General features: G+C 47.4%; 19 protein-coding genes. 15 read left to right on the forward strand and 4 right to left on the reverse strand.

Annotated elements, in window-relative coordinates:
• Positions 1–67: 67 nt before the first annotated feature.
• Together thiI and rimO are read right to left on the reverse strand one after the other, a co-directional pair.
• Positions 68–1,579 carry a tRNA uracil 4-sulfurtransferase ThiI gene (gene thiI, locus RYZ26_RS03660; RefSeq protein WP_317681805.1) on the reverse strand — a complete coding sequence of 504 codons (1,512 nt, stop codon included), beginning with the start codon at positions 1,577–1,579 and terminating at the stop codon, positions 68–70.
• 353 nt (positions 1,580–1,932) lie between these two features.
• Positions 1,933–3,252 carry a 30S ribosomal protein S12 methylthiotransferase RimO gene (gene rimO / locus RYZ26_RS03665; protein ID WP_317681806.1) on the reverse strand — a complete coding sequence of 440 codons (1,320 nt, stop codon included), beginning with the start codon at positions 3,250–3,252 and terminating at the stop codon, positions 1,933–1,935.
• A 118-nt stretch (positions 3,253–3,370) separates the two neighbouring features.
• On the opposite strand from rimO, the gene RYZ26_RS03670 reads away from it, so the two are divergent.
• Together RYZ26_RS03670 and RYZ26_RS03675 are read left to right on the forward strand one after the other, a co-directional pair.
• Positions 3,371–4,210, forward strand: a complete 840-nt coding sequence (locus RYZ26_RS03670; protein ID WP_317682023.1) for a fumarylacetoacetate hydrolase family protein — start codon at positions 3,371–3,373, stop codon at positions 4,208–4,210.
• 106 nt (positions 4,211–4,316) lie between these two features.
• Complete coding sequence (locus tag RYZ26_RS03675) at positions 4,317–5,465, forward strand: GGDEF domain-containing protein (RefSeq protein WP_317681807.1); 1,149 nt, start codon at positions 4,317–4,319, stop codon at positions 5,463–5,465.
• Here RYZ26_RS03675 and RYZ26_RS03680 read toward each other — a convergent pair.
• Both RYZ26_RS03680 and RYZ26_RS03685 read right to left on the reverse strand, forming a co-directional pair.
• Entirely contained in the window at positions 5,462–5,680 is a 219-nt protein-coding gene (locus RYZ26_RS03680; protein WP_317681808.1) for a hypothetical protein, read from the reverse strand. The genes RYZ26_RS03675 and RYZ26_RS03680 overlap by 4 nt on opposite strands.
• A complete protein-coding gene (locus RYZ26_RS03685; protein ID WP_317681809.1) occupies positions 5,677–6,525 on the reverse strand; it encodes an alpha/beta fold hydrolase in 849 nt (282 codons plus the stop codon). The genes RYZ26_RS03680 and RYZ26_RS03685 overlap by 4 nt, the downstream gene beginning before the upstream one ends.
• Before the next feature lie 62 nt (positions 6,526–6,587).
• On the opposite strand from RYZ26_RS03685, the gene amaB reads away from it, so the two are divergent.
• The 13 genes from amaB to RYZ26_RS03750 all read left to right on the forward strand — a co-directional run bounded on the left by amaB (position 6,588) and on the right by RYZ26_RS03750 (position 21,459).
• Positions 6,588–8,075, forward strand: a complete 1,488-nt coding sequence (amaB, locus tag RYZ26_RS03690) for an L-piperidine-6-carboxylate dehydrogenase (protein ID WP_317681810.1) — start codon at positions 6,588–6,590, stop codon at positions 8,073–8,075.
• Between the two features lie 285 nt (positions 8,076–8,360).
• A complete protein-coding gene (locus RYZ26_RS03695; RefSeq protein ID WP_317681811.1) occupies positions 8,361–9,731 on the forward strand; it encodes a cache domain-containing protein in 1,371 nt (456 codons plus the stop codon).
• A gap of 3 nt (positions 9,732–9,734) precedes the next feature.
• Complete coding sequence (locus tag RYZ26_RS03700; RefSeq protein WP_317681812.1) at positions 9,735–10,376, forward strand: response regulator transcription factor; 642 nt, start codon at positions 9,735–9,737, stop codon at positions 10,374–10,376.
• Between the two features lie 75 nt (positions 10,377–10,451).
• Positions 10,452–11,222, forward strand: a complete 771-nt coding sequence (locus tag RYZ26_RS03705; protein ID WP_317681813.1) for an Hpt domain-containing protein — start codon at positions 10,452–10,454, stop codon at positions 11,220–11,222.
• Between the two features lie 112 nt (positions 11,223–11,334).
• A complete protein-coding gene (locus RYZ26_RS03710) occupies positions 11,335–11,649 on the forward strand; it encodes an STAS domain-containing protein (RefSeq protein ID WP_317681814.1) in 315 nt (104 codons plus the stop codon).
• Complete coding sequence (locus RYZ26_RS03715; protein WP_317681815.1) at positions 11,649–12,014, forward strand: response regulator; 366 nt, start codon at positions 11,649–11,651, stop codon at positions 12,012–12,014. The genes RYZ26_RS03710 and RYZ26_RS03715 overlap by 1 nt, the downstream gene beginning before the upstream one ends.
• A gap of 30 nt (positions 12,015–12,044) precedes the next feature.
• A complete protein-coding gene (locus RYZ26_RS03720; RefSeq protein ID WP_317681816.1) occupies positions 12,045–14,381 on the forward strand; it encodes a chemotaxis protein CheA in 2,337 nt (778 codons plus the stop codon).
• A complete protein-coding gene (locus RYZ26_RS03725; RefSeq protein WP_317681817.1) occupies positions 14,368–14,916 on the forward strand; it encodes a chemotaxis protein CheW in 549 nt (182 codons plus the stop codon). Before RYZ26_RS03720 ends, RYZ26_RS03725 begins: the two co-directional genes overlap by 14 nt.
• Complete coding sequence (locus RYZ26_RS03730; RefSeq protein WP_317681818.1) at positions 14,913–18,101, forward strand: methyl-accepting chemotaxis protein; 3,189 nt, start codon at positions 14,913–14,915, stop codon at positions 18,099–18,101. The genes RYZ26_RS03725 and RYZ26_RS03730 overlap by 4 nt, the downstream gene beginning before the upstream one ends.
• Before the next feature lie 10 nt (positions 18,102–18,111).
• The gene (locus tag RYZ26_RS03735; RefSeq protein ID WP_317681819.1) at positions 18,112–19,047 is read left to right on the forward strand and encodes a CheR family methyltransferase; all 936 of its coding nucleotides are present in this window, start codon (positions 18,112–18,114) and stop codon (positions 19,045–19,047) included.
• Positions 19,048–19,058: 11 nt separating this feature from the next.
• Complete coding sequence (gene cheD, locus RYZ26_RS03740; protein WP_317681820.1) at positions 19,059–19,655, forward strand: chemoreceptor glutamine deamidase CheD; 597 nt, start codon at positions 19,059–19,061, stop codon at positions 19,653–19,655.
• A 17-nt stretch (positions 19,656–19,672) separates the two neighbouring features.
• Positions 19,673–20,719: a protein-glutamate methylesterase/protein-glutamine glutaminase gene (locus RYZ26_RS03745; protein ID WP_317681821.1), complete on the forward strand. Its 1,047-nt coding sequence runs from the start codon at positions 19,673–19,675 to the stop codon at positions 20,717–20,719.
• The gene (locus tag RYZ26_RS03750) at positions 20,719–21,459 is read left to right on the forward strand and encodes a hypothetical protein (RefSeq protein WP_317681822.1); all 741 of its coding nucleotides are present in this window, start codon (positions 20,719–20,721) and stop codon (positions 21,457–21,459) included. Before RYZ26_RS03745 ends, RYZ26_RS03750 begins: the two co-directional genes overlap by 1 nt.
• Positions 21,460–21,510 lie beyond the last annotated feature (51 nt).

Raw genomic sequence — 21,510 nt, forward strand, 5'->3', positions numbered from 1 at the left:
ATGAAAACGCCAAACCAAATGCACAGAAAAGCCCGCTGCCAAAAGCAACGGGCTTAACCTAAAACCGTCAACGTATTTTAGGACGGGTCAATTCGTCTTGTTCGGCCCCGTTGGGATAAAGCCGTTTCAGTTGTTTTATCCCGCCTTTATAGGAATAGGCCTCATATCCCGCTTTTTGCATGCGTTCGGCCAGAACAGCTGATTGTGTGCCATAGGGACAGTAGAGAACATAAGGCTGGGTTTTCTTCAGTTCTTTCAGCTTGTTCATCAAACGACCAGCGGAATAGTTTTCAGCACCGGGCACATGCCAGTCGTCATAAAGGCTTTCCGGCTGGCAATCGATGATGATGGCTTTCTCGGGGATTTCCTCGATAAAGACCGCGTGCTGGGCAACGTCTTCGTCGCGCACATCATACATGTCATAGATTTTGGCATTATCAACTGCATCAACCAGAATGGACATGTCCATTTTTTCTTCCTGCTTCTCAATCGTCTTGCGACCGGATTTGACAGCAGGGCGACGTTTGTTGAGTGCGCAATACTCAGGGATTTTTTCAGACAGTTTATCAGTGCCGATCATACGGGCATCAGAAATAATTTGTTCCTTATCAAACCCGATCAACGGGCGCAGAACAGGGATTTCAGCCACTGCATCGATGGTATTTAGGTTTGAAAGGGTCTGCGATGATACCTGACCCAGTGCTTCACCTGTCACCAAAGCGTCGCCACCAATACGCTTGGCGATCTCATCACCTGCACGATACATCTGGCGCTTCAGGATCACCTGCCACCATTCAGGCGCCGTGTTTTTGCGAAGGTCATTGATGACGCCTTCGAAATCTACACAATAAAGCTTCGGGCGCGTGCCTGTGGCCCAGCGATCACACAGCACTTTGGTGATCTCAACCACCATGCGCTCATAGGCGCCACCCGCCAGATTACAGAAGACAAATTCGTTGGTTGCGCCGCGTTTCATCAGATACCAGGCGGCAACTACGCTATCAAACCCACCGGAGATCAGTGTGACAGCTTTGCCCTGAATACCAAGCGGGAAACCGCCAGGACCTGTGATTTTTTTGGTGTAGAAATAAGCGAGATCACCTGCAACGTCAGCTTTAATCAGAATTTCCGGGTTGCTCAGGTCCACTTTTTTGGCGTGCTTATTCAGCATGCCACCGATCTGGCGTTCCATTTCAACCGAGTTGTACTTTTTCTTCTGTCCCAGACGTTTGATACGTACCGCATATGTCTTGCCAGCCACCAGGTCTTTATAGAGCTCTACTGCGGCTTCTTTATGCGCTTCCAGACCGCCATCAATGATTTTGTCGATGGGGGAGTAGGATGCAACGCCAAAGGTGCGTGAGATGACATCTAATGCCGTTTCCTGATCAGTTGTATGGACCTGCATGCGGCCTTCATGGTTAATCAGGTCAAATTCAATCCCGGCAACGCGCAGGCCTTCTGACAGATTGTCATAGAGCTGTTTCTGGAACTTACGGCGCGTAGACGGCGCTTTTAACAGCATTTCGGGGGCAAGACGCACGATAATGACATGCGGGTAACGTGTGGACACTTCCATGACGCACTCTTTCAAATATAATAAGTGTTGGGGTGTGCGCGCCTTGTACTCTTAACCCTTGTGAATGTCAACTGAACTGACTTTCGCAAAAAAACTGTGTTTTTATAAAGGGTCTGTCAGGTATAAAAAAATAAGGAGAGAATATAGCTAATCACGACAATAGGGTATCCAAACTTTGTGTATTTATTGGGTTTACCGCTTTTGTTTAAAAAGCTTTCAATCGCGAAAACGATAGCGATTAAAATCCCAAATACGATTTCAATTACAATTTCATTTACGATTTCGTTTTCTGTCATAGTGTGGATTAACTATTTTCAGTTAGTTTCTGAACATGTTTGGGGCCGTGAGGTCTATTAATCAACCAAACTGCCCCACAGGTCGTAGTCTTCAGCATGTTCCACCTTAACGCGGACGATCTGACCCGGTTCGAGGTCGCATTCGCCGTTGATATAGACTTCACCATCAATTTCCGGTGCATCACCCTTGGTGCGCCCAATAGAGCCTTGGTCGTCAACCTCGTCAATAATCACCTCAAGGGTTTTACCGATCTTGGCCTGCATGCGTTCTTCTGAAATCTGGCGTTGGAATTCCATCAGGCGGTTCCAGCGTTCTTCCTTTACGTCTTCCTCAACTGGGTCGGGCAGGTCGTTGGCGGCGGCACCTTCAACAGGTTCAAACTTGAAACAGCCAACGCGGTCCAGCTGGGCTTGTTCCAGCCAGTCCAACAGATATTCAAAATCTTCTTCAGTTTCCCCGGGGAAGCCGACAACGAAGGTAGAACGAAGCGTAATTTCCGGACAAATCTCGCGCCATTTTTTGATCCGTTCCAACAGTTCAATCTGATTGCCAGGACGTTTCATCAGCTTCAGGATTTTGGGGGAGGCATGCTGGAAAGGGATATCCAGATAAGGCAGCACTTTGCCTTCGGCCATCAAGGGGATGATGTCATCAATATGGGGGTAGGGGTAGACATAATGCAAGCGTGTCCAGACCTTCAAATCCCCCAATGCGTTACAGAGATCATACATCTTTGTGCGCACGGATTTGCCGTAGAAATCATCTTCGGCATACTTCAGATCGGACCCATATGCACCCGTGTCCTGGGAGACCAGCAAGATTTCGCGAACACCATTCAGCGCCAGACTTTCGGCTTCTTTCAACACCTCACCAGCGGGGCGGGAACGGAGTTTACCGCGCATGCTGGGGATAATGCAGAACGTGCACTTCTGATTGCAACCCTCTGATATCTTTAAATAAGCGTAGTGTCTTGGGGTCAGTTTAATGCCACCATCCGGCACCAGGTCCATGAAGGGATCATGGGCAGGCGGGGAAACTTCATGTACTGCTTTAAGAACGCTTTCATATTGGTGAGGTCCACTAACAGCAAGCACGCCGGGGTGGATTTCGCGAATGCCTTCTTCGTCCACACCGAGACAGCCCGTCACGATGACTTTTCCATTCTCGTTCAAGGCTTCGCCAATGGCATCGAATGATTCCTGTTTGGCGCTGTCGATAAAGCCACAGGTGTTCACGATGACCGCATCCGCGCCGTCATAGGTGGGGGAGATTTCATATCCTTCTGCACGCAATTGTGTGAGAATACGTTCTGAATCAACCAGTGCCTTTGGGCAACCCAGGCTGACAATACCAATCTGTGGAATGTGCTTGCTCATGGCCGCCTATATAATCATTCAGGCCTTACAAGTAAAGAACTGTGAACTAATTCTGTTCTTTCGCTGTGGCATGGTTAATATGGCTGATCAACTTTACAAATATGCGAAGGTTAAACGGATGAAGCTGGTTCGATTTGGTGATAAAGGGGTGGAGAAGCCTGGGATTATTGATGCTGTCGGAAATGTACGCAGCCTGGAAGGTCAAGTCCGTGACATTGATGGTGCGACTTTGTCAGAATCTGCTTTGAGCAAGATTTCTTCGATTGAGCTGGATAGTCTGCCCATCGTTGAAGGTGAAAGGCTTGGCGTGCCGATAGCAGGGATTGGTAAAATCATCTGCATCGGTCTTAATTATTCAGACCATGCGGCAGAGGCCGGGATGGAGGTCCCACCAGAACCTGTTATCTTTACCAAGGCGACAAGCGCGATTAATGGCCCTTACGATAATGTGTTGTTGCCCCGTGGGTCGGAAAAGACCGACTGGGAATGTGAACTGGCCGTCGTGATTGGTAAGGAAGCCAAATATGTCGCTGAAGAAGACAGCTTTGATTATATCGCTGGCTACACCATTTTGAATGACGTATCCGAACGAGCCTACCAGATTGAACGGGCAGGGCAGTGGGTCAAGGGAAAATCCTGTGATACCTTTGCACCCATCGGGCCATGGCTGGTCACCAAGGATGAAGTACCAGATCCGCAGAACCTGTCCATGTGGCTGGATGTAAATGGCACGCGTTTTCAAGAAGGTACAACAAAGACCATGGTCTATGGTGTGCGTCATCTGGTCAGCTATCTGTCGCAGTTTATGTCCTTGCAACCGGGCGATATTATTTCCACCGGGACCCCACCAGGTGTGGGCATGGGGCAAAAGCCACCTGTATATTTGAAGGCAGGGGATGAAATGACCTTGGGTATTCAGGGGTTAGGTGTGCAAAAACAACGGGTTATCGTAGACTAAAACCAAGGGACTAATCTAAAAAGATAGTTGATTGGGACCCAAGCCATCTATACTGTCAATATTTAACAAAAAACAACTGTTCTTTAGAATGATTGAAAGTTGCTAAATGGTGTCTCAGGTCCTTACAAACTTTATCAAAGAAATTGATATCGTTGATTTGCTTTTGTCGCGCAAACATGCGGCCTATTTGACGCGCCATCGCATGGACAATATCAATTCGCGCATCCGTATTGTCGCGGCAGCTTTTTCCGTTTTGACCCTGTTGTGGGCTGTGGTGGATTTTATCAGCCTGAGTGTCCAGGATTTTTATCTGCTGGGTCTATTCCGTTTGTTTGCCGCCGGCGTTTTTGCCTGGCTGGCTCTACGGCCACAGGGATATAATGAGAAATGGGAAACGCTGGCGCTTCTCGCCTTGCTGATGTCCATGCCCATGTTGCTGTTTATCGTCGCGAAATTTATTTTTAATGACGCTGATCTGAATACGATGGGGGAGATCAACGCCCTGTTGTATAAAGCGTTGCCCTATGTCGTTTTGGCAGGCTTAAGCATCTTTCCCCTTGTGTTCCTTGAAGGGATTACCTTCGGCTTTGGGATTTTGTTTTGGGCAGTGATGGGGGCCTGGGCGGGCGGCGGATCAACATGGCCGACTTTACTTTCTGACTTCTGGACTTTGTCTTTGGCCTTGGGCGTTTTTCTAATCGCCGAAATGATGCAGTTGACCTATATGAAGGCCTTGCTGGGTCATGCAAATCACGATCCATTGACCGATGCGTTGACGCGTCGTAGTGGTGGTGAAATGATCAGTTTTCATTTTCGGGTTTCTGCAGAAAAAGAAGGGCCACTGACCATTGTCTTTCTGGATATGGATAATTTTAAAAGTATCAATGACATTTACGGTCATGAGGCAGGAGATCAGGCGCTGATCAAATTGGTGGCAGCCTTGCGAGATCATTCCCGTCGCGGGGATGAGATTATCCGCTGGGGTGGCGAGGAATTCCTGATGCTTCTGCCTGAAACCAATGCGGAAGGGGCGGAAATCCTTCTGAAACGCTTGATGAAAGACTGGTTGGGGGACCGTCCGGATGGTGATCCGATGACGGCCAGTATCGGGTTTGCCGAACGTATTTCAGACAATGTGGAAGATTGGGAAGACCTGATCACGCTGGCTGATGAACGTATGTATGAAGCCAAGCAATCCGGCAAAGCCCGTTGCAAAGGCCCTGGTGAACAAACAATCTTGCCGCAAGTTGTTTAATCAATCCCGTCTTTTTTGCGCAGGTCTTTAATCTCTTTTTCCACCCGTTCTTTCAAAACCGGATTGGTTTCATATTCATATCCCAAATCTTCAAAACTTGGGACTTTATCCGGCGCATCGGCGCGTGGGTCATGTTTTTTGGCAAACTCATTTTCCACGTTGAATTTACCGAGGCCTTCTTCCAGCAGTTTTTTGATATGATCATCACCACTCATATTTTGAAAAACTCCTCTACAATGGAAATCTGCGCGGAATTGTTAAAGGCAGGGGCATGGCCGCAGCCCGGGATTTCCACCAGTTGTGCCTTTGGGCCAACCTCGGTCATTTTAACAGCCCATTCTGGCAACAATAAATCGGATATCGCACCGCGCAGGACAAGGGTAGGGCAGTCGATTTTTTCATATCGATCCCAAAGGTCATAGTCACTGGGGTGTTGAATAAACTGCTGCACGATCTTTGAGTCATAATGCAGTGTGGTCTTACCTTCGCCTGTGCGACGATAAGAGGTTTCCAGCATCAGGCGCCATTGATCGTCAGTCAGATGGCCAAAGGGCACATAGATGGTGCGTAGGTAATCTTCCAGCTCACTCATGGTGTCAAAGGTCGCTGGGCTTCCGGTATAAGTCAGGATACGATCCACCGCAGGCTGGGACAATTCCGGGGCGATATCATTAATGATCAGATGATTGATATTGGCTTTCAAAGGACCGGAGGCTAAACGCATTCCCAACGCCCCGCCCATGGAGGTACCGAGATAGTCAAAATTAAAGAAGCCAAAAATCTCACAGATTTTAAGGGCGATCTTTTCATAAAAATCGAAGCAATATTCTTTTTCTGGATCACTTGCCCATTGTGACAGGCCACGTCCCAATGTGTCGGGACATAGGATACGGTATTCCTTCGACAGTTCTTGGGCGATATGGTCAAAGTCCCGTCCGGTTCTGGCAAGCCCGTGCCACATCAGGATTGATTTTGGATTATCCACGCCCCATTCGGTCACATGAATTTCATAACCTTCTACATTGATGTAATGGGAGACGGGCTCTTTTTGTTCAAACATATACTTTTCCTGTCGGCTTGTTTGATTATATACATAACAAAGATAACAGAAGAGGCAAAGCAATGAGCGCGACAAAAATAATTTCGGCGGCAGGTTTGGAACATGTTCTGGAGAATACAGGAACGTTAGACGTCTACACTCCGATTAACGGATCAAAAATCGCATCGGTCAGCGAAACATCACCTGATGATATGAAGGATGTTATCGCGTGCTCTCAAGCTGCCTTTAGAGCCTGGCGCAATGTGCCTGCACCAAGGCGTGGTGAACTCGTGCGTTTGCTGGGTGATGAGCTGCGTGCCAATAAAGAGGTGTTAGGCAAATTGGTTACGCTGGAATGTGGCAAGATTTATCAGGAAGGCCTGGGTGAAGTTCAGGAAATGATTGATATCTGTGACTTTGCTGTTGGCTTATCGCGACAGCTTTATGGCCTGACCATCCATTCTGAACGTCCTGATCATAAGATGATTGAAATGTGGCACCCCATGGGGCCTTGTGGTGTGATCTCTGCCTTTAACTTCCCGGTCGCTGTTTGGGCATGGAACGCAGCGCTTGCCCTTGTCTGTGGTGACCCGGTGATTTGGAAACCTTCTGAGAAAACACCGCTTACGGCTCTTGCTTGCCAAAAGATATTTGAAAGCGCCCTTAAACGATTTGGGGATGCACCAGATGATCTGTTGCAGGTCGTTGTCGGTGGCCGTGAAGTGGGCGAAGCTTTGGTTGCTAGCGAAGATGTGCCGATCATAAGTGCGACGGGTAGTACGGCGATGGGACGTAAAGTCGGTCCTGTGGTGGCCGCAAGGTTTGGACGATCTATACTGGAGCTGGGTGGCAACAACGCGATGATTGTTACTCCATCGGCTGATCTGGATATGGCCGTGCGCGCCATTGTCTTTTCGGCAGTTGGAACCTGTGGTCAGCGATGCACGACCTTGCGTCGCCTGATCGTTCATAATGATATTCGCACAGAATTGGTCGATCGACTTAAGAAAGCCTATGACAGTATTCTTATTGGTGACCCGTTGGATCAATCCCATTTGGTTGGGCCGTTGATTGATGAAGATGCGTTCAATCAAATGCAAAAGACACTGGAGACTGCGAAATCGGAAGGTGGCGTGATCAATGGAGGCGATCGATTGGACCAGCCAGGTGCATATGTGCATCCCGCCCTTGTTGAAATGCCGGGCCAAACGGATGTGGTGAAAACTGAAACCTTCGCACCGATCCTCTATATTATGGGCTATGACACGCTGACAGAGGCAATCGAAATGCAGAACGGTGTGCCGCAAGGGTTATCATCCTGCATCTTTTCAACAGATGTTCGTGAAACGGAAAGCTTTATTTCTGCCATCGGGTCAGATTGTGGCATTGCCAATGTCAATATCGGACCCAGCGGGGCTGAAATCGGTGGGGCCTTTGGCGGCGAGAAAGAAACAGGCGGTGGACGGGAGTCCGGATCTGACGCCTGGAAATCTTATATGCGGCGTCAGACCAATACGATCAATTATTCAAGTGAACTGCCGCTTGCGCAAGGGATCAAGTTTGACCTTTAAGCGCAAAAAAGGCTTCTTGCCGGTTGAAGCAAGAAGCCTTCGTTTGGGGACGTTGCTTAAAGTCTAGGGAATGACAGCAATAATGAAAAATCCTGGGTGTGCAGAATGGGGAAGCGGAAATTTCTAAAGCAGCTGTCAATATTTAAACAACTTGGCTGCACTCTACCAACCTTCCTGCTGGTTGAAAATCGCCAGCAATGCGTACAGCCAATACGCAATAGTGGGTAGTAGGCAAATCGCCAAACCGTGTTATGGTATCAACAGGATGATTAATCGGTTGATTTCATGTTTCGTTTAAAGATCTTACTGCTTGCTGTCTTGCCGCTGTTTTTCGCGGTCAGTACGATTATATTTATTTTGTACTTTCAATCGGAAGATATGATTGAAGAACAGCTGCATCGCGTCGAAACCAATGTGATTTCCGCCAAGGCCGATGAATTAAAGGCCTATATGGATATGGCGCTGACAGCCGTTGACCATGTCTATAAAAATGCCAAAGGCGATGATGAAGCAGCAAAAGAACAGGTGAAAGCCATTCTCCATGACCTTACATATGGAAAGGATGGCTATTTCTTTGTTTATGCTGGTGATGGAACCGGGCTTGTCCATCCTGGTCAGCCAGAGATCGTCGGTCTGAACTGGTGGGGCCTGCAGGACAGTAAAGGCCGCATGGTTATTAAAGAACTTACAGAACGGGCGCGTAAAGGCGGCGGATATTACCGCTACCTTTGGGAAAAACGATCCAGCGATGTGGTTGCTGAAAAAATGAGCTATGCGGTTATGTTGGAAAAATGGGACTGGATGATCGGGTCTGGCATTTATCTGGACGATATCTATAAACAGATTGAAGCGCGAAAATCTGAAATCAAAGACCGCATCCGTAAAGCCTTCACCCTGATTTTCTGGATTGCGATTTTTGCCCTAACCAGCGTGTTCCTTTCCGGTCTGGTCATTCATTCCAACGAACGCAAGCTCGCCGATAGAAAACTGAAAGAATTGACCCAGCGGATCGTTGAGTTTCAGGAAGAAGAACGTGGTCGTGTTTCACGTGAACTTCATGACGGGATCAGCCAGATTTTGGTATCCGTTAAATATTCCATCGAACTGGCCATTGATAAAATCCATAAAGGATCGGATGACGCGATCACGCCCATGGAAAAGGGCGCAAAAGGGTTGGCAACTGCAATCGGCGAAGTCAGGCGCATTTCACGTGACTTGCGTCCCAGTGTTCTGGATGACATTGGTCTTTCAGCGGCCCTAGATAGTATGAGCCACGAATTTGGCGAACGCACAGGCATTAATGTGTCGTTCAGAAAACACCCCTTCACCAAATTGTTGGGGCAAGAAATCAAAACAACATTGTTCCGCATTGCGCAGGAAGCCCTGACCAATATCGAACGTCATTCCGGTGCCTCGCGCGTTACCATTGAGCTGGTCAAGCGCGTGGACGGCATTCGTATGATCATTTCTGATGACGGTGTCGGGTTTGATGTGCTTCGAATTGAAGGGCGTAAAAACGCTTTTCAGGGTATTGGCTTGCGAAACATGCAGGAACGGTTAGAATTCCATGGGGGCGAATTGACCGTGTGGTCGTCGCCCGATAAAGGAACGGTTGTTGAAGCCCGTCTACCAAACAGCGTACTAATGGCAGAATAGATAATGACGATTGATGATGTAACGAAAATTCGGGTTCTTCTTGTTGATGACCATCCTTTGGTTTTGGATGGTATTCGATCCCGTATCGAATTGGACGAAACCATCGAGGTAATCGGGGAGGGATCAAACGGAGAAGAAGCTTTGGCCCTGGCGGCGGAAAAGTCCCCCGACGTGGTCCTGATGGACATCAGCATGCCTATTTTAAACGGCATAGAGGCTGCTGAACGATTTTCCGTAGAACAACCGGGCGTGCGTTTATTGATGCTGACCATGCATGATAACCGCGAATATATCACCAAGGTCCTGAAGGCTGGAGCCAAGGGCTACATCCTGAAAGATGTTTCGTCCAACGAGATGATTTCAGCCATCAAGGCTGTCTTTGAAGGGAAAACCTATTACAGTTCTGGCGTGACTGATATTTTGCTGAATGAGGGTACCTCAAAGGAAGTGCCCTTGACGGATCGCGAAAAAACTATCCTGCGCCTGTTGGCTGAAGGCAACAGCAACAAACACGTGGCGCGCGAATTGGATATCAGCGTCAGAACCGTTGAGACCCATCGTCGTAACATCAAACGGAAATTGAACGTTAAAACATCTGCAGGTCTGGTTAAATACGCCATCGAAAATGGTATCGTTGAAATTTAATGCGCAGTATATTGTGTCAAGACTTTGGCGCACTGAAGTTGAAAACTGAGAATAAAGATCGAAAGATAGACGACGATGGTCACCAATATTCCTGATATGGAAGAAATTCTGGCGCAGATGAAAGACAAGTTTCTGGAAACGGCGCAGGAAAAGCTTGATCGCCTGAACGAGATTCTCCAGGAATTTGAAAGAGGGGCAGGTCAGGATCGGGCCTTGCAGGAAGAATATTTACGCGAAATCCATAGTCTGAAAGGGATGGGCGGCACCTTCCAGATGCCTCTCGTGACAAAGCTATGCCATAATTTTGAAGCCTTTTTGGAAGGTGAAACAAGCTATACGACAGACTTGGTCAATGCTTCCCAGCTTTATGTGGATCGCCTTTCTGACCTGATTGAAAGTGATGAAGGCGACAATGAAGGTGCGCTTGATCAATGGCTGCAGGGGCTGCCACAACGCGGTGATGCTTTGGGGAATAGTGAAGAGGCAATCGGCCTGTCTGCTTTAGTGGTGACAAATGATGATCATGAAATTGCGGTCATCAAAGAAAATTTTGAAAGCAATGGCATTCAGGTCCATGGGTTGAAAAATCCGTTTCATGCCTATGAAGTCGCCCTGACTAAAAAACCGTCTGTGATCATTGCCAGCCAGACTCTTCGGGAAATGGACGGGGCTGAACTTTTGCGTTCCCTCGGCGCGATGAAGACCTTGTCCAAGGTGCAGTTTGCGATGATTTGCCCGGATCGACGTCAAGCCCTTCAGGAAGAACTGAAAGGTGTTCATCTTCTCTCGCAGAAAAAACTGGATGTGGACGTAATGAATTTTCTCGCAATTGCTGTTACAGCCTAGAAATCATTTCAATTTTTGTAACTAGCCTGCTAGCATATCTGAAAATATAGTATGAAAATGCCTGCACAGATGAAATACAGGGTGCGCAGGCCTTTTCTGGCAGGAGAGAAACATGAGCGAAGCCTTTGAAATTAAGGTGGAAAATGATCAGGTGGTGTTGAAGTTACAGCCTATTTTGGATATGGCTGTGGCAGATGACTTTCTTGAATCCTTAAAGTCATGTCTTTCCAAACATAAAAATCTTACCCTCGATAGTTCTGACGTTGAACGTGTTTCAACACCTTGCATTCAGGTTTTGCTTGCTGCTGGTTTTAAAGTTGAAAAAGCAGGTGGGCGATTTTCAATTGAAAATGTGACCTCTGTTTTTGAACGGGGCATGACTGAATTGGGCGTGTCGGACTGTCTTAATAACTGGAGAAAAAATTAATGGGTTTGCGTGTATTGGCAGTCGATGATTCCAAGACCATGCGTGATATGGTCGGGTTCACTTTGCGTAACGCCGGACATGACGTTCTGGAAGCAGGCGATGGTGTGGATGCTTTGGACAAACTGGGCGATGACCGTGTGGATTTGATTATCACAGATGTCAATATGCCGAAAATGGATGGTATCACCTTGATTAAGGAACTGCGTAATCATGGTGTCCATAAATCAACGCCGATCCTGGTTCTGACAACAGAATCAGATTCCAGCAAAAAGAACGAAGGACGTGCGGCCGGGGCAACAGGGTGGATCGTAAAACCTTTTAGCCCGGAAAAACTTCTTCAAGTCGTTTCAAAAGTCTGTCCCTAAGCCAATCCCCGAGAAAGGTACGTAACGCCAGTGCCTCAAGATTTTAATCTGGATCAATTCAAAGTCACCTATTTTGAAGAATGTCACGAATTGCTGGCATCTGCAGAAGAGCATATGAGTGTTCTTCAGGCAGAGCTTGCAGACGTGGACGTTGAGGTCCTGCATGCAATTTTCCGCTGTGTACATTCCATTAAAGGCGGGGCAGGGGCGTTTAACTTTACTGATCTTGTCTCTTTCTCACATATCTTTGAAAGCTTGTTGGATAAGCTGCGCGAAGGTGATATCCAAATCACTGAACAATTGGGTGAAACCATCATTGCGGCCAACGATGTTTTGGCTATTCTCGTTCAGATGGCGGAAGACGACCTGGAAGTCGATCCGTCCATTTGGAAATCAGTTGCAAATGATCTGGAAGCCTTGGCAGAAAACAAACCTGTTGAAACGGTTGTTGAAAAAGCCACTGCTGCTGCCCCTAAAGTCACTGACTATAATCTGACGCCAGAGGAAGAAGAAGAACAGGGCTGGGGCCTTTTTATTGATGAAGATCCACCCGAGGCATTGGACACTGTCGCAGCACCTGAAGACGATTTCAGCCCAACCTATCGTATCAAATTTATCCCGGAATCCCATCTGCTTCGTTTTGCAAACGAACCCTTATTGCTGGCGCGAGAGCTTGGAACGCTTGGTAAGTGTGTATCCAAAGCCGATATATCGCGCCTGCCGGATCTGGATCAGATTAATTCCGATGAAGCCTATCTCAGCTGGACGTTTGAGTTGGAAAGTGACTGTTCCAAAAAAGACGTCGAAGAAGTCTTTGAATTTGTCGTCGATGATGCAGAGCTTGTGATCGAAAAAATAACGACAGGTGAGAAAGTGGCTGAAACATCTGTCGAGCCTGCCCCAAAAGAAAAGGCAAAACGTAAACCAAGGGCGAAAAAGAAAAAAGAAGAACCAATCGCTGCGCCCAAGGTGGAAGAAACCCCGCCTGTTCTTGCCATTGGAGAGGCAAAATCTGTCGAAGAACCCGCCAAAGCCCCTGTTGTTCAGCCCGAGCCCAAGAACGCTGTTGAAGCTAAACCAGCGGCAAAAGATGAACCCAAGGTTTCTTTGTCCGGTGCCGGCAAGATTTCATCTATTCGGGTTGAACTGGACCGGGTCGATCGTCTGGTCAACATGGTGGGAGAACTCGTGATCAGTCAGGCCATGCTTAAGCAACAGGTGGAAGATTTACAGCAGGGCGCAGGGGCCATGATGGCACAGCGATTTGACGACCTTAGTGCACATACTCGGGAACTGCAGGAAAGCGTGATGGCTATTCGCATGCAGCCCGTAAAATCGGTCTTTGCCCGTATTCCTCGGTTGGTGCGTGAACTTTCCGGTAAGCTGGATAAGAAGATCGATTTGATCACCCATGGAGAAATGACCGAAGTAGATAAAACGGTCATTGAGCAATTGATGGACCCCTTGATCCATATGATTCGAAATTCCGTCGATCATGGCATTGAAACGCAGGAAGAACGCGCCTTAACCGATAAGCCAGAACGCGCCAGTATTACCCTGAGTGCCGAACACCGCAGTGGCCGCATTCAGATTGAAATTGCCGATGATGGCAAGGGGATCAACCGGGAACGCGTGGTTCAAAAAGCAATTGAGAAAGGCTTGCTGCCTGAAGATCATGACCTTTCGGATGAAGAAATTGACAATCTGATTTTCGCCCCCGGCTTTTCAACGGCCGAAGAAGTCAGTGACGTTTCTGGTCGCGGTGTGGGCATGGATGTCGTACGGCGAAATATCGTCAGCTTGGGCGGGCGTATTTCTGTCTATTCTGAACCGGGCGTAGGCACACGTTTTTTGATGTCTCTGCCGCTGACATTGGCCGTACTCGACGGGATGATCGTTAAATGCGGGGATGAAAAATACATCATTCCGTTGACAGCAATCATTGAAAGTATTCATCCCACCGAAGAAGAACTGCAGCCCCTGATGAATGGCGGGGTGGTTGCCTCTGTACGCGGGGAATATATTCGGATCGTTAATCTTTATCGGCTTTTCAATGTGCGTAATGCCATCAAAAATCCGGCGGAAGCACTGGTCGTTATCGTGGAAACCGAACGATTTGGTTATGTCGGGATTATGGTGGATGAACTATTGGGTCAACAGCAGGTGGTGATTAAAAGCCTGGAAGAGAATTATGACCCGATTGCTGGAATTTCGGCCGCTACGATTTTGGGTAATGGCAAGGTTTCCCTGATTTTGGACGTAGATGGTCTGGCTGAGATGGAACATGGCGCGGAGCGACGCCGATCTTATAAAAAACTGGAACAACAGGTTTTATTGACTGGAGAACAACCTCATGGTTACGACTGATAACGGTCTGACACCGACACAGGGGCTGGGAAAGGATGTTGTTGAAACATCATCTGATCCCCTAAGCCAATATATTACCTTCACCATCGGTGAGGAAGAATATGGTGTTGATATCATGGCTGTACGCGAAATTAAGGCTTGGACAGAAACGACACACCTGCCAAATACGCCGGAATTTATGCGCGGCGTTTTGAATCTGCGTGGCCTGATCGTTCCGATTTTTGATCTGAGATGCCGATTTGGCAGAGGTCTGACCGAAGCGACCAAGATGCATGTTGTGATTATTGTTAAAGTCGAAGATCGGCTTGTTGGTATTCTGGTTGATACGGTTTCAGACATTATCAGTATTTCAAAACCACAAATTCAGCAGGTCCCGAAAATGGATCGCAATATTGATGACGAATTTTTAAGTGGCCTTGTAACGGTGGAAAGCCGCATGGTCGCCTTATTAGATGTAGAATTACTTTTTAAACCACAATCGATTGAAGCAGGGATCGCCTTGGGCGAAGCGGCAGTAGGGGATCAGGACAAATGAACGATATGAATTTACCAAAGACTTCTTTTTGGCAATTGTCACGCAAAATCCCCCTTGTGATTGTTGCAACGTCAGCTATCAGTGCGTTGTTGATTATTACATTCGCGCTGATCAAGGTTGAAAATATAGAAGAAGAAAATATCCATAATAATTTCGAGGTTCTGACCCAGCAACGCTTGGCGGAAATGGATAACTATTTCGACGGTATTCGAACAGACCTGACGATTGTGGCCAATGCGCCGATGACACAAAAGGCTCTGATGGCCTTTTCTCGTGCCTGGTCGATGTATGATGGCGATCCGATGGATGATCTGCCAAAACGCTACATAAATGAAAACCCGTTTCCCAAAGGGGATAAGCATAAGCTCGATTTGCCTGATGGCGACCAATCCGCTTATGGTCAGGTGCATAACACCTATCACCCGTGGTTTCGCCAATTTCTTGAAGAAAAAGGCTATTACGATATCTTTTTGGTGAATGAAGAAGGCAAACTTGTTTATTCCGTCCATAAAGAAAAAGACTTCGCTACAGATCTGGTGAACGGTCCCTGGAAAGAAACTGATCTGGCGTTGGCATATTCAAAAGGGATTTCTCTCGCCAAAAATGAGCAGATTTTTTTTGATATCAAACCTTACAAGCCAAGTGGCGAGCTTCCTGCCAGTTTCATTTCCCAGCCGATTGTCATTGATGGGAAAGCAAAAGGGGTCCTTGTTTTCCAAATGCCAATTAGTCGCTTGAGTGCAGTCGTCAGTAGATCATTCGGACTTGGTGAAACCGGTGAAGCTATGTTGGTGGGTACAGACGGGCTGGCACGCAATAAATCGCGTTTTCAGGAAAAGGGCGATAATGAACAACGAAAAGTTCGCGGCAGTTTTGTATCAGAAGCCTTGCTTGGCAGAACCGGTATTACGAAGGAAGAGTTTGACGGAAAATCCCGTTATGTCGGTTATGCGCCCTTTGACTTCTTGGGTGCAAAATATGCCCTGGTTGTCATGCAAGACTATGACGAAGTCTTTGAACAGGTCGAAAAAATCCGCACCAATCTGATCCTTGGGCTTGGTATCATTATCGCCGGTGTGGTTGTTATTGGCTGGTTGGTCGGGCGCAGCATTTCCCAACCCATCTCCCGTCTAAGTATCCTTGTCGGGGAGCTGGCCCGTGGTGGTGCACGTTCCATCGAAATGCAGGATCGCGGTGATGAACTTGGTGATATGGCGCGTTCGCTTAACCAGATTTATGGGATGAGCATTGAAAATAAACGTATTCGTGCCGCCCTTGATAATGCGACCACCAGCATCATGGTAGCAGATTCTGATCGCCGCGTGATCTATATGAACCCCGCCGTTGAGATGTTGTTTAGGAATGCGCAGTCTGAAATTCAGAAAAGTATTCCACACTTTAATGTTGATAATATTATTGGCCAGTCTATTGATTCTTATCATAAAAATCCGGGTGTTCAGGCTGAAATTCTTCAAAACCTGACAGGTGTGCACACAACCCGCATGAAGTTGGGTTCTCGTACGTTTGACCTGTCTGCTGCTGCTGTACGTGGCAGTGATGGGGAGCGTCTTGGCAGTGTTGTCGAATGGACGGATATGACGGAAACCCTCGCCAAGCAGGAAGAAGAGCGTCAGAGGTTTGAGGAAAACTACCGTATTCGTGTCGCCCTTGAAAATGCCAATACGAATGTGATGGTGGCAGATGCAGATCGTGACGTTATCTTTACCAACAAAGCGCTGCAGCGCATGATGTCGAAAGCAGAGACCGAAATCGCGAAAGATATTCCAGGCTTTAAAGCTGCAGATATTTTGTCTTCTTCTATTGATCGCTTCCACAAGAATGCTCATCATCAGGCAGACATTTTGGATAAACTGACCGACGAACATCCGTTCCAGCTGAAACTGGGCGCGCGAACATTTGATTGTGTGCTGAACCCGATTGTGGATGACCAGCAAAATCGTTTGGGGTCAGTAATCGAATGGCTGGATGTCACCGATGAACTTCTTGTTCAGCAAGAAGTGGACCGGGTGGTGCGTGCTGTTGTAAATGGTGATTTTTCCAAGAATATTTCCCTGGAAGATAAAGACGGCTTTATGCTGGGGCTGGCACAGAGCATTAACAATTTGAAAGATACCGTTAGTGGGGTCTTTGATGAAATGTCCACATCCCTGTCATCCCTTGCCAAAGGGGATCTGCAGTACCAGATTGAAACCGATTATGCCGGGACGTATGAGTCTCTGAAACAGGACACAAACCAAACGTCCAGCCGCTTAAAACAGATCGTGAGCGACATCATCATTGCCTCCAATGAAATTGCAGGGGCATCTACTGAAATTGCGTCCGGTTCGATTGATCTTTCACAACGTACGGAAAACCAGGCCTCCAGCCTTGAAGAAACAGCTGCGTCCATGGAAGAGATGTCAACGACTGTTAAACAAAACGCCGACAATGCCCAACAGGCCAATATGCTGGCCATGAAAGCCCGTGAAGTGGCAGAAGAGGGTGGCGGTGTTGTGGAACAGGCGGTGACCGCCATGTCATCTATTGAGAAATCTTCACAAAAAGTATCCGATATTATCGGTGTAATCGATGAAATTGCCTTCCAGACCAACCTGTTGGCCCTGAACGCAGCTGTGGAAGCTGCACGGGCTGGGGATGCGGGTAAAGGATTTGCGGTTGTGGCATCTGAAGTTCGCACCCTTGCACAACGTTCAAGTGAAGCGGCCAAGGATATCAAAGGATTGATCTTGGATAGTAATTCGCAAGTTCGTGATGGTGTGGAACTGGTGGGTGAAACAGGTGCTTCCCTTGCCAATATTGTTGAATCCATCAAACGCGTGGCTGACATTGTATCTGAAATCGCTGCGGCCAGTCAGGAACAGGCCTCTGGTGTGGGTGAGATCAATGCGGCTGTCACACAGATGGATGAAATGACCCAGCAGAACGCTGCCCTTGTGGAAGAAAGTTCGGCCAGTGCCCGCTCACTGGAGGAACAATCTGAAAAAATGATGCGTCTGATGTCTTTCTTCGATATCGGTGAAGAAGTGGTGAAAAATAAAGTGGTTGTAGATACGTCTGCATCCAGACAAGAAATTACCAAGACCATCGAAAAACGTATTGAAACCATCCAGGCACCGAAGAATAACTCCGATACACCGGACGATGCAGATTGGGAAGAATTCTAGGATTTTTGCCATGTCGGAAAACAAAGTTAAGCTTGTCGATAAGACCAAAAAGGCGAAGAAAGATAAACCGGAACGCAAAGTCCGGTTTATCATGAAGCCGCGTGAAAAAAAGCGCGAGTTTCCCTTTACCGATGATGATTTTTTGACGTTGTCTGATCTGGTGCACCAGAAAACCGGGATCGTTCTTAAAAATCATAAAAAGGACATGGTCTATGGACGCCTTGCGCGTCGATTGCGCAAACTTGGCATTCAGTCATTTTCCGACTATCTGCACTATTTGGGCGGGGCGAAAGGGGAAAGCGAGATTAGTGGTTTGATCAATGCGATCACGACTAATCTGACCCGTTTTTTCAGAGAACCGCATCATTTTGACCATCTTTCCGGTATGGTCCTGCCTGAAGCCTTAAATGCCATCAGATCAGGTCGCCAGGACCGCTTGCGTATCTGGTCTGCCGGATGTTCATCCGGGGAGGAACCCTACAGTATCGCCATGCAGTTGGATCGGGCGATTAAAGAACGGGGGCTGGATGGGATTGATGCAAAAATCCTGGCAACAGACCTTGACACCAATATGTTGGAGCGCGGAAGGAAAGGTGATTATCAGAAACGCCATTTCGAAAGCCTGCCGGAGGAATATCACAATTACCTGGAAGAGATACCTACCCAAGACGATAGGTTACATGTGGCGACAGAATTGCGTCGTTATATATCATATAAGCAATTGAATTTATTGGGTGAATGGCCGATGAAAGGGCCCTTTGATGCGATTTTTTGCAGAAATGTAATGATCTATTTCGATAATAAAGATAAATTGGCTCTTACGAACCGATTGGTCGATTTACTAAAGCCCGGTGGCTGGCTGTTTATTGGTCATTCCGAAACCATTTTGACGGCGGAGCATTCACTGGAACTTTATGGACGAACCATCTATCGCAAGAAGTCTTAGGGTCTTTTTTGATGAACGAAAACACAGAAGTATCAAGAAAATACTGGGACCCGACGTTTAAGCATTTTGCCGTGAAGGTTGGGCCGGGTGATCATTATGTCACCAAAAAAGAAGATGAAATGTTGGTGACAACTCTGGGGTCCTGTATTTCTGCATGTGTACGTGATACGGCCTTGGGCATCGGAGGCATGAACCATTTCATGCTGCCTTCAAGCGATACGGGGAATTGGAGCGGTGTAAGCGCTTCCATGCGTTATGGCAACTATGCCATGGAAGTGTTGATCAACGATATCCTGCGCATGGGCGGGGCGCGCAATAGACTGGAAATCAAGGTTTTTGGCGGGGCCAATATGTTTGAGTCGTCCATGCTGGTGGGGACCAAGAATATTGAATTTGTCGAAACCTATTTGCGAATTGAACATATGGCGGTGTCTGCACAGCATCTTGGGGGCGAACAGGGACGCAGGATCATCTTCTTCCCGCAAACAGGGAAAGTGAAGATGAAACTGCTGGATCAACAGGATAATGCCGCAGTCATTGCCGAAGAACAGACATTCAAGTCTGAGATTGAGAAGACGGAGATTGAAGGTTCGATTGAACTCTTCTGACGGGAGAAACAAAAAGCATGTCCAAACACATTAAAGTGTTGGTGGTTGATGACAGCGCGCTTATGCGCCAGCTGTTGAGTACCATTTTGGAAAATGACCCCGACATTGAGGTTGTCGGTACTGCGCCTGACGCCCATAAGGCACGTGAACTCATCAAGAAAACCAATCCAGATGTAATTACGCTAGACGTCGAAATGCCGAAAATGAATGGCATTGATTTTCTGAAGAAGATCATGAAATTGCGTCCAATGCCTGTCATTATGATCTCAACCCTGACGCAACAAGGTGCCGACGTTACCTTTGAAGCGCTTGAAATCGGTGCAGTTGATTTTGTCAGCAAGCCGCAGAATGACTTGCAACAGGGCATGGTTGAAATCTCCGGTGAGATTATCAGCAAAGTAAAAACGGCTGCTATCGCCAACGTTATCTCAAGTCTGCATGATGTAGTGACACCGCCAAGCCTGTCTGTAAGTGGTCCTAAATCCACTACTGAGAAAGAGTTGATCGTCATTGGGGCGTCTACGGGTGGGGTAGAGGCTTTGCGCACTATCCTGCAGCCATTGCCCGAAGATATGCCGCCCATCTTCGTGGTGCAGCATATGCCGAAGCAATTTACAGGGACTTTTTCCAATCGGCTGAATAATCAATGCCAGCTAACGGTTCATGAAGCCGCTGACGGGATAATTGCTGAACGCGGCAATGTCTATATTGCACCTGGGGATAGCCATCTACAGGTGACAAGTGTTCATGGGAAATTGATGTGCTGCCTGGATAAAAGTGAACCCGTTGGCGGGCATCAGCCATCAGTTGGTGTGCTGTTTGATTCCGCACTCAACGTGATACCATCCAAAACCATTGGTGTGATGCTCAGCGGCATGGGCCGTGATGGCGCAGATGCCATGTTACGCCTTAAGATGGCTGGGGCAACCAATATCGGGCAAAATGAAAGAAGTTGTGTGGTTTATGGTATGCCGAAAGCAGCTTTTGAACGAGGTGCCGTGGATTATGTTGCTGACTTGAACGATATTGCAGAAATGCTTGTCAAACTAAGCCGTGGTGCATAATGAGAGATAAATCAAACAACAGCGCCGTGGATTTTCTTGCGCATTGGTGCCGACTGTCAGAAGTTCAGCAACGTGCACTTTTGGCTCTTGCACGGGAGATGGAAACGGCTTCGTCACTGGTCGAAAACAGTATGGAAGGTTTAAGTAGCCGTTTTCTCGAACTAGCACAGATCGCACAAAACCAGTCCAATCGCATCCAAGCTTTTTCTGAAGAACATGCTGATAGTGGGATAGCGGCAACGACCGTACCTTTGTCCGTTTTTATGACCAGTTTGCTGGATGATTTCGACAGCGCTGTAGCAAAAGGGGATATTGATCGGGTTCGCACAAAAATGCAGGAAATGATCGCAAAAAGTCATAAAGTTGAAACGGCATTGGCGCAATCTGAAAATGAATGTACAGAACTAACAAAGGCGATTGAAGATATCGTCACGAAAATCCAGTTTCAAGATCGCACCAGTCAGCGTCTTTCCACCATCGGCGATGCGATAAAATCGGTCAGCGCCATGATGAAGGAAATGGAAGACGAAACACTGGAAAATGTGGAAATCTCCCCACAAAAAGATGAAGAAGATATCTGGATTAAAGAATTAGTTGCAAAAATACAATTAGGCGAAGTTCGTGAACGTTTTATCAAGCATGCATTGTTCGATAAATGTGACGACCTTTTTACCGACACCGAAGAAAATTCTTCTGAAGTGGACCATTCAGAAGCGTCCGATGACATAGAGTTGTTCTAAAAAATAGTTTGAAAAAGAATGGTTTCGTCTATTGCCTAACGCCTCTCAATA

The sequence above is a fragment of the Terasakiella sediminum genome, assembly GCF_033100395.1.
GTDB lineage: Bacteria > Pseudomonadota > Alphaproteobacteria > Rhodospirillales > Terasakiellaceae > Terasakiella.

Excerpts from the sequence above, each read along its gene's own strand:
- thiI (WP_317681805.1), bottom strand. The coding sequence starts at position 1,579 with ATGGAAGTGTCCACACGTTACCCGCATGTCATTATCGTGCGTCTTGCC.
- rimO (WP_317681806.1), bottom strand. The coding sequence starts at position 3,252 with ATGAGCAAGCACATTCCACAGATTGGTATTGTCAGCCTGGGTTGCCCA.
- RYZ26_RS03670 (WP_317682023.1), top strand. The coding sequence starts at position 3,371 with ATGAAGCTGGTTCGATTTGGTGATAAAGGGGTGGAGAAGCCTGGGATT.
- RYZ26_RS03675 (WP_317681807.1), top strand. The coding sequence starts at position 4,317 with ATGGTGTCTCAGGTCCTTACAAACTTTATCAAAGAAATTGATATCGTT.
- RYZ26_RS03680 (WP_317681808.1), bottom strand. The coding sequence starts at position 5,680 with ATGAGTGGTGATGATCATATCAAAAAACTGCTGGAAGAAGGCCTCGGT.
- RYZ26_RS03685 (WP_317681809.1), bottom strand. The coding sequence starts at position 6,525 with ATGTTTGAACAAAAAGAGCCCGTCTCCCATTACATCAATGTAGAAGGT.
- amaB (WP_317681810.1), top strand. The coding sequence starts at position 6,588 with ATGAGCGCGACAAAAATAATTTCGGCGGCAGGTTTGGAACATGTTCTG.
- RYZ26_RS03695 (WP_317681811.1), top strand. The coding sequence starts at position 8,361 with ATGTTTCGTTTAAAGATCTTACTGCTTGCTGTCTTGCCGCTGTTTTTC.
- RYZ26_RS03700 (WP_317681812.1), top strand. The coding sequence starts at position 9,735 with ATGACGATTGATGATGTAACGAAAATTCGGGTTCTTCTTGTTGATGAC.
- RYZ26_RS03705 (WP_317681813.1), top strand. The coding sequence starts at position 10,452 with ATGGTCACCAATATTCCTGATATGGAAGAAATTCTGGCGCAGATGAAA.
- RYZ26_RS03710 (WP_317681814.1), top strand. The coding sequence starts at position 11,335 with ATGAGCGAAGCCTTTGAAATTAAGGTGGAAAATGATCAGGTGGTGTTG.
- RYZ26_RS03715 (WP_317681815.1), top strand. The coding sequence starts at position 11,649 with ATGGGTTTGCGTGTATTGGCAGTCGATGATTCCAAGACCATGCGTGAT.
- RYZ26_RS03725 (WP_317681817.1), top strand. The coding sequence starts at position 14,368 with ATGGTTACGACTGATAACGGTCTGACACCGACACAGGGGCTGGGAAAG.
- RYZ26_RS03730 (WP_317681818.1), top strand. The coding sequence starts at position 14,913 with ATGAACGATATGAATTTACCAAAGACTTCTTTTTGGCAATTGTCACGC.
- RYZ26_RS03735 (WP_317681819.1), top strand. The coding sequence starts at position 18,112 with ATGTCGGAAAACAAAGTTAAGCTTGTCGATAAGACCAAAAAGGCGAAG.
- cheD (WP_317681820.1), top strand. The coding sequence starts at position 19,059 with ATGAACGAAAACACAGAAGTATCAAGAAAATACTGGGACCCGACGTTT.
- RYZ26_RS03745 (WP_317681821.1), top strand. The coding sequence starts at position 19,673 with ATGTCCAAACACATTAAAGTGTTGGTGGTTGATGACAGCGCGCTTATG.
- RYZ26_RS03750 (WP_317681822.1), top strand. The coding sequence starts at position 20,719 with ATGAGAGATAAATCAAACAACAGCGCCGTGGATTTTCTTGCGCATTGG.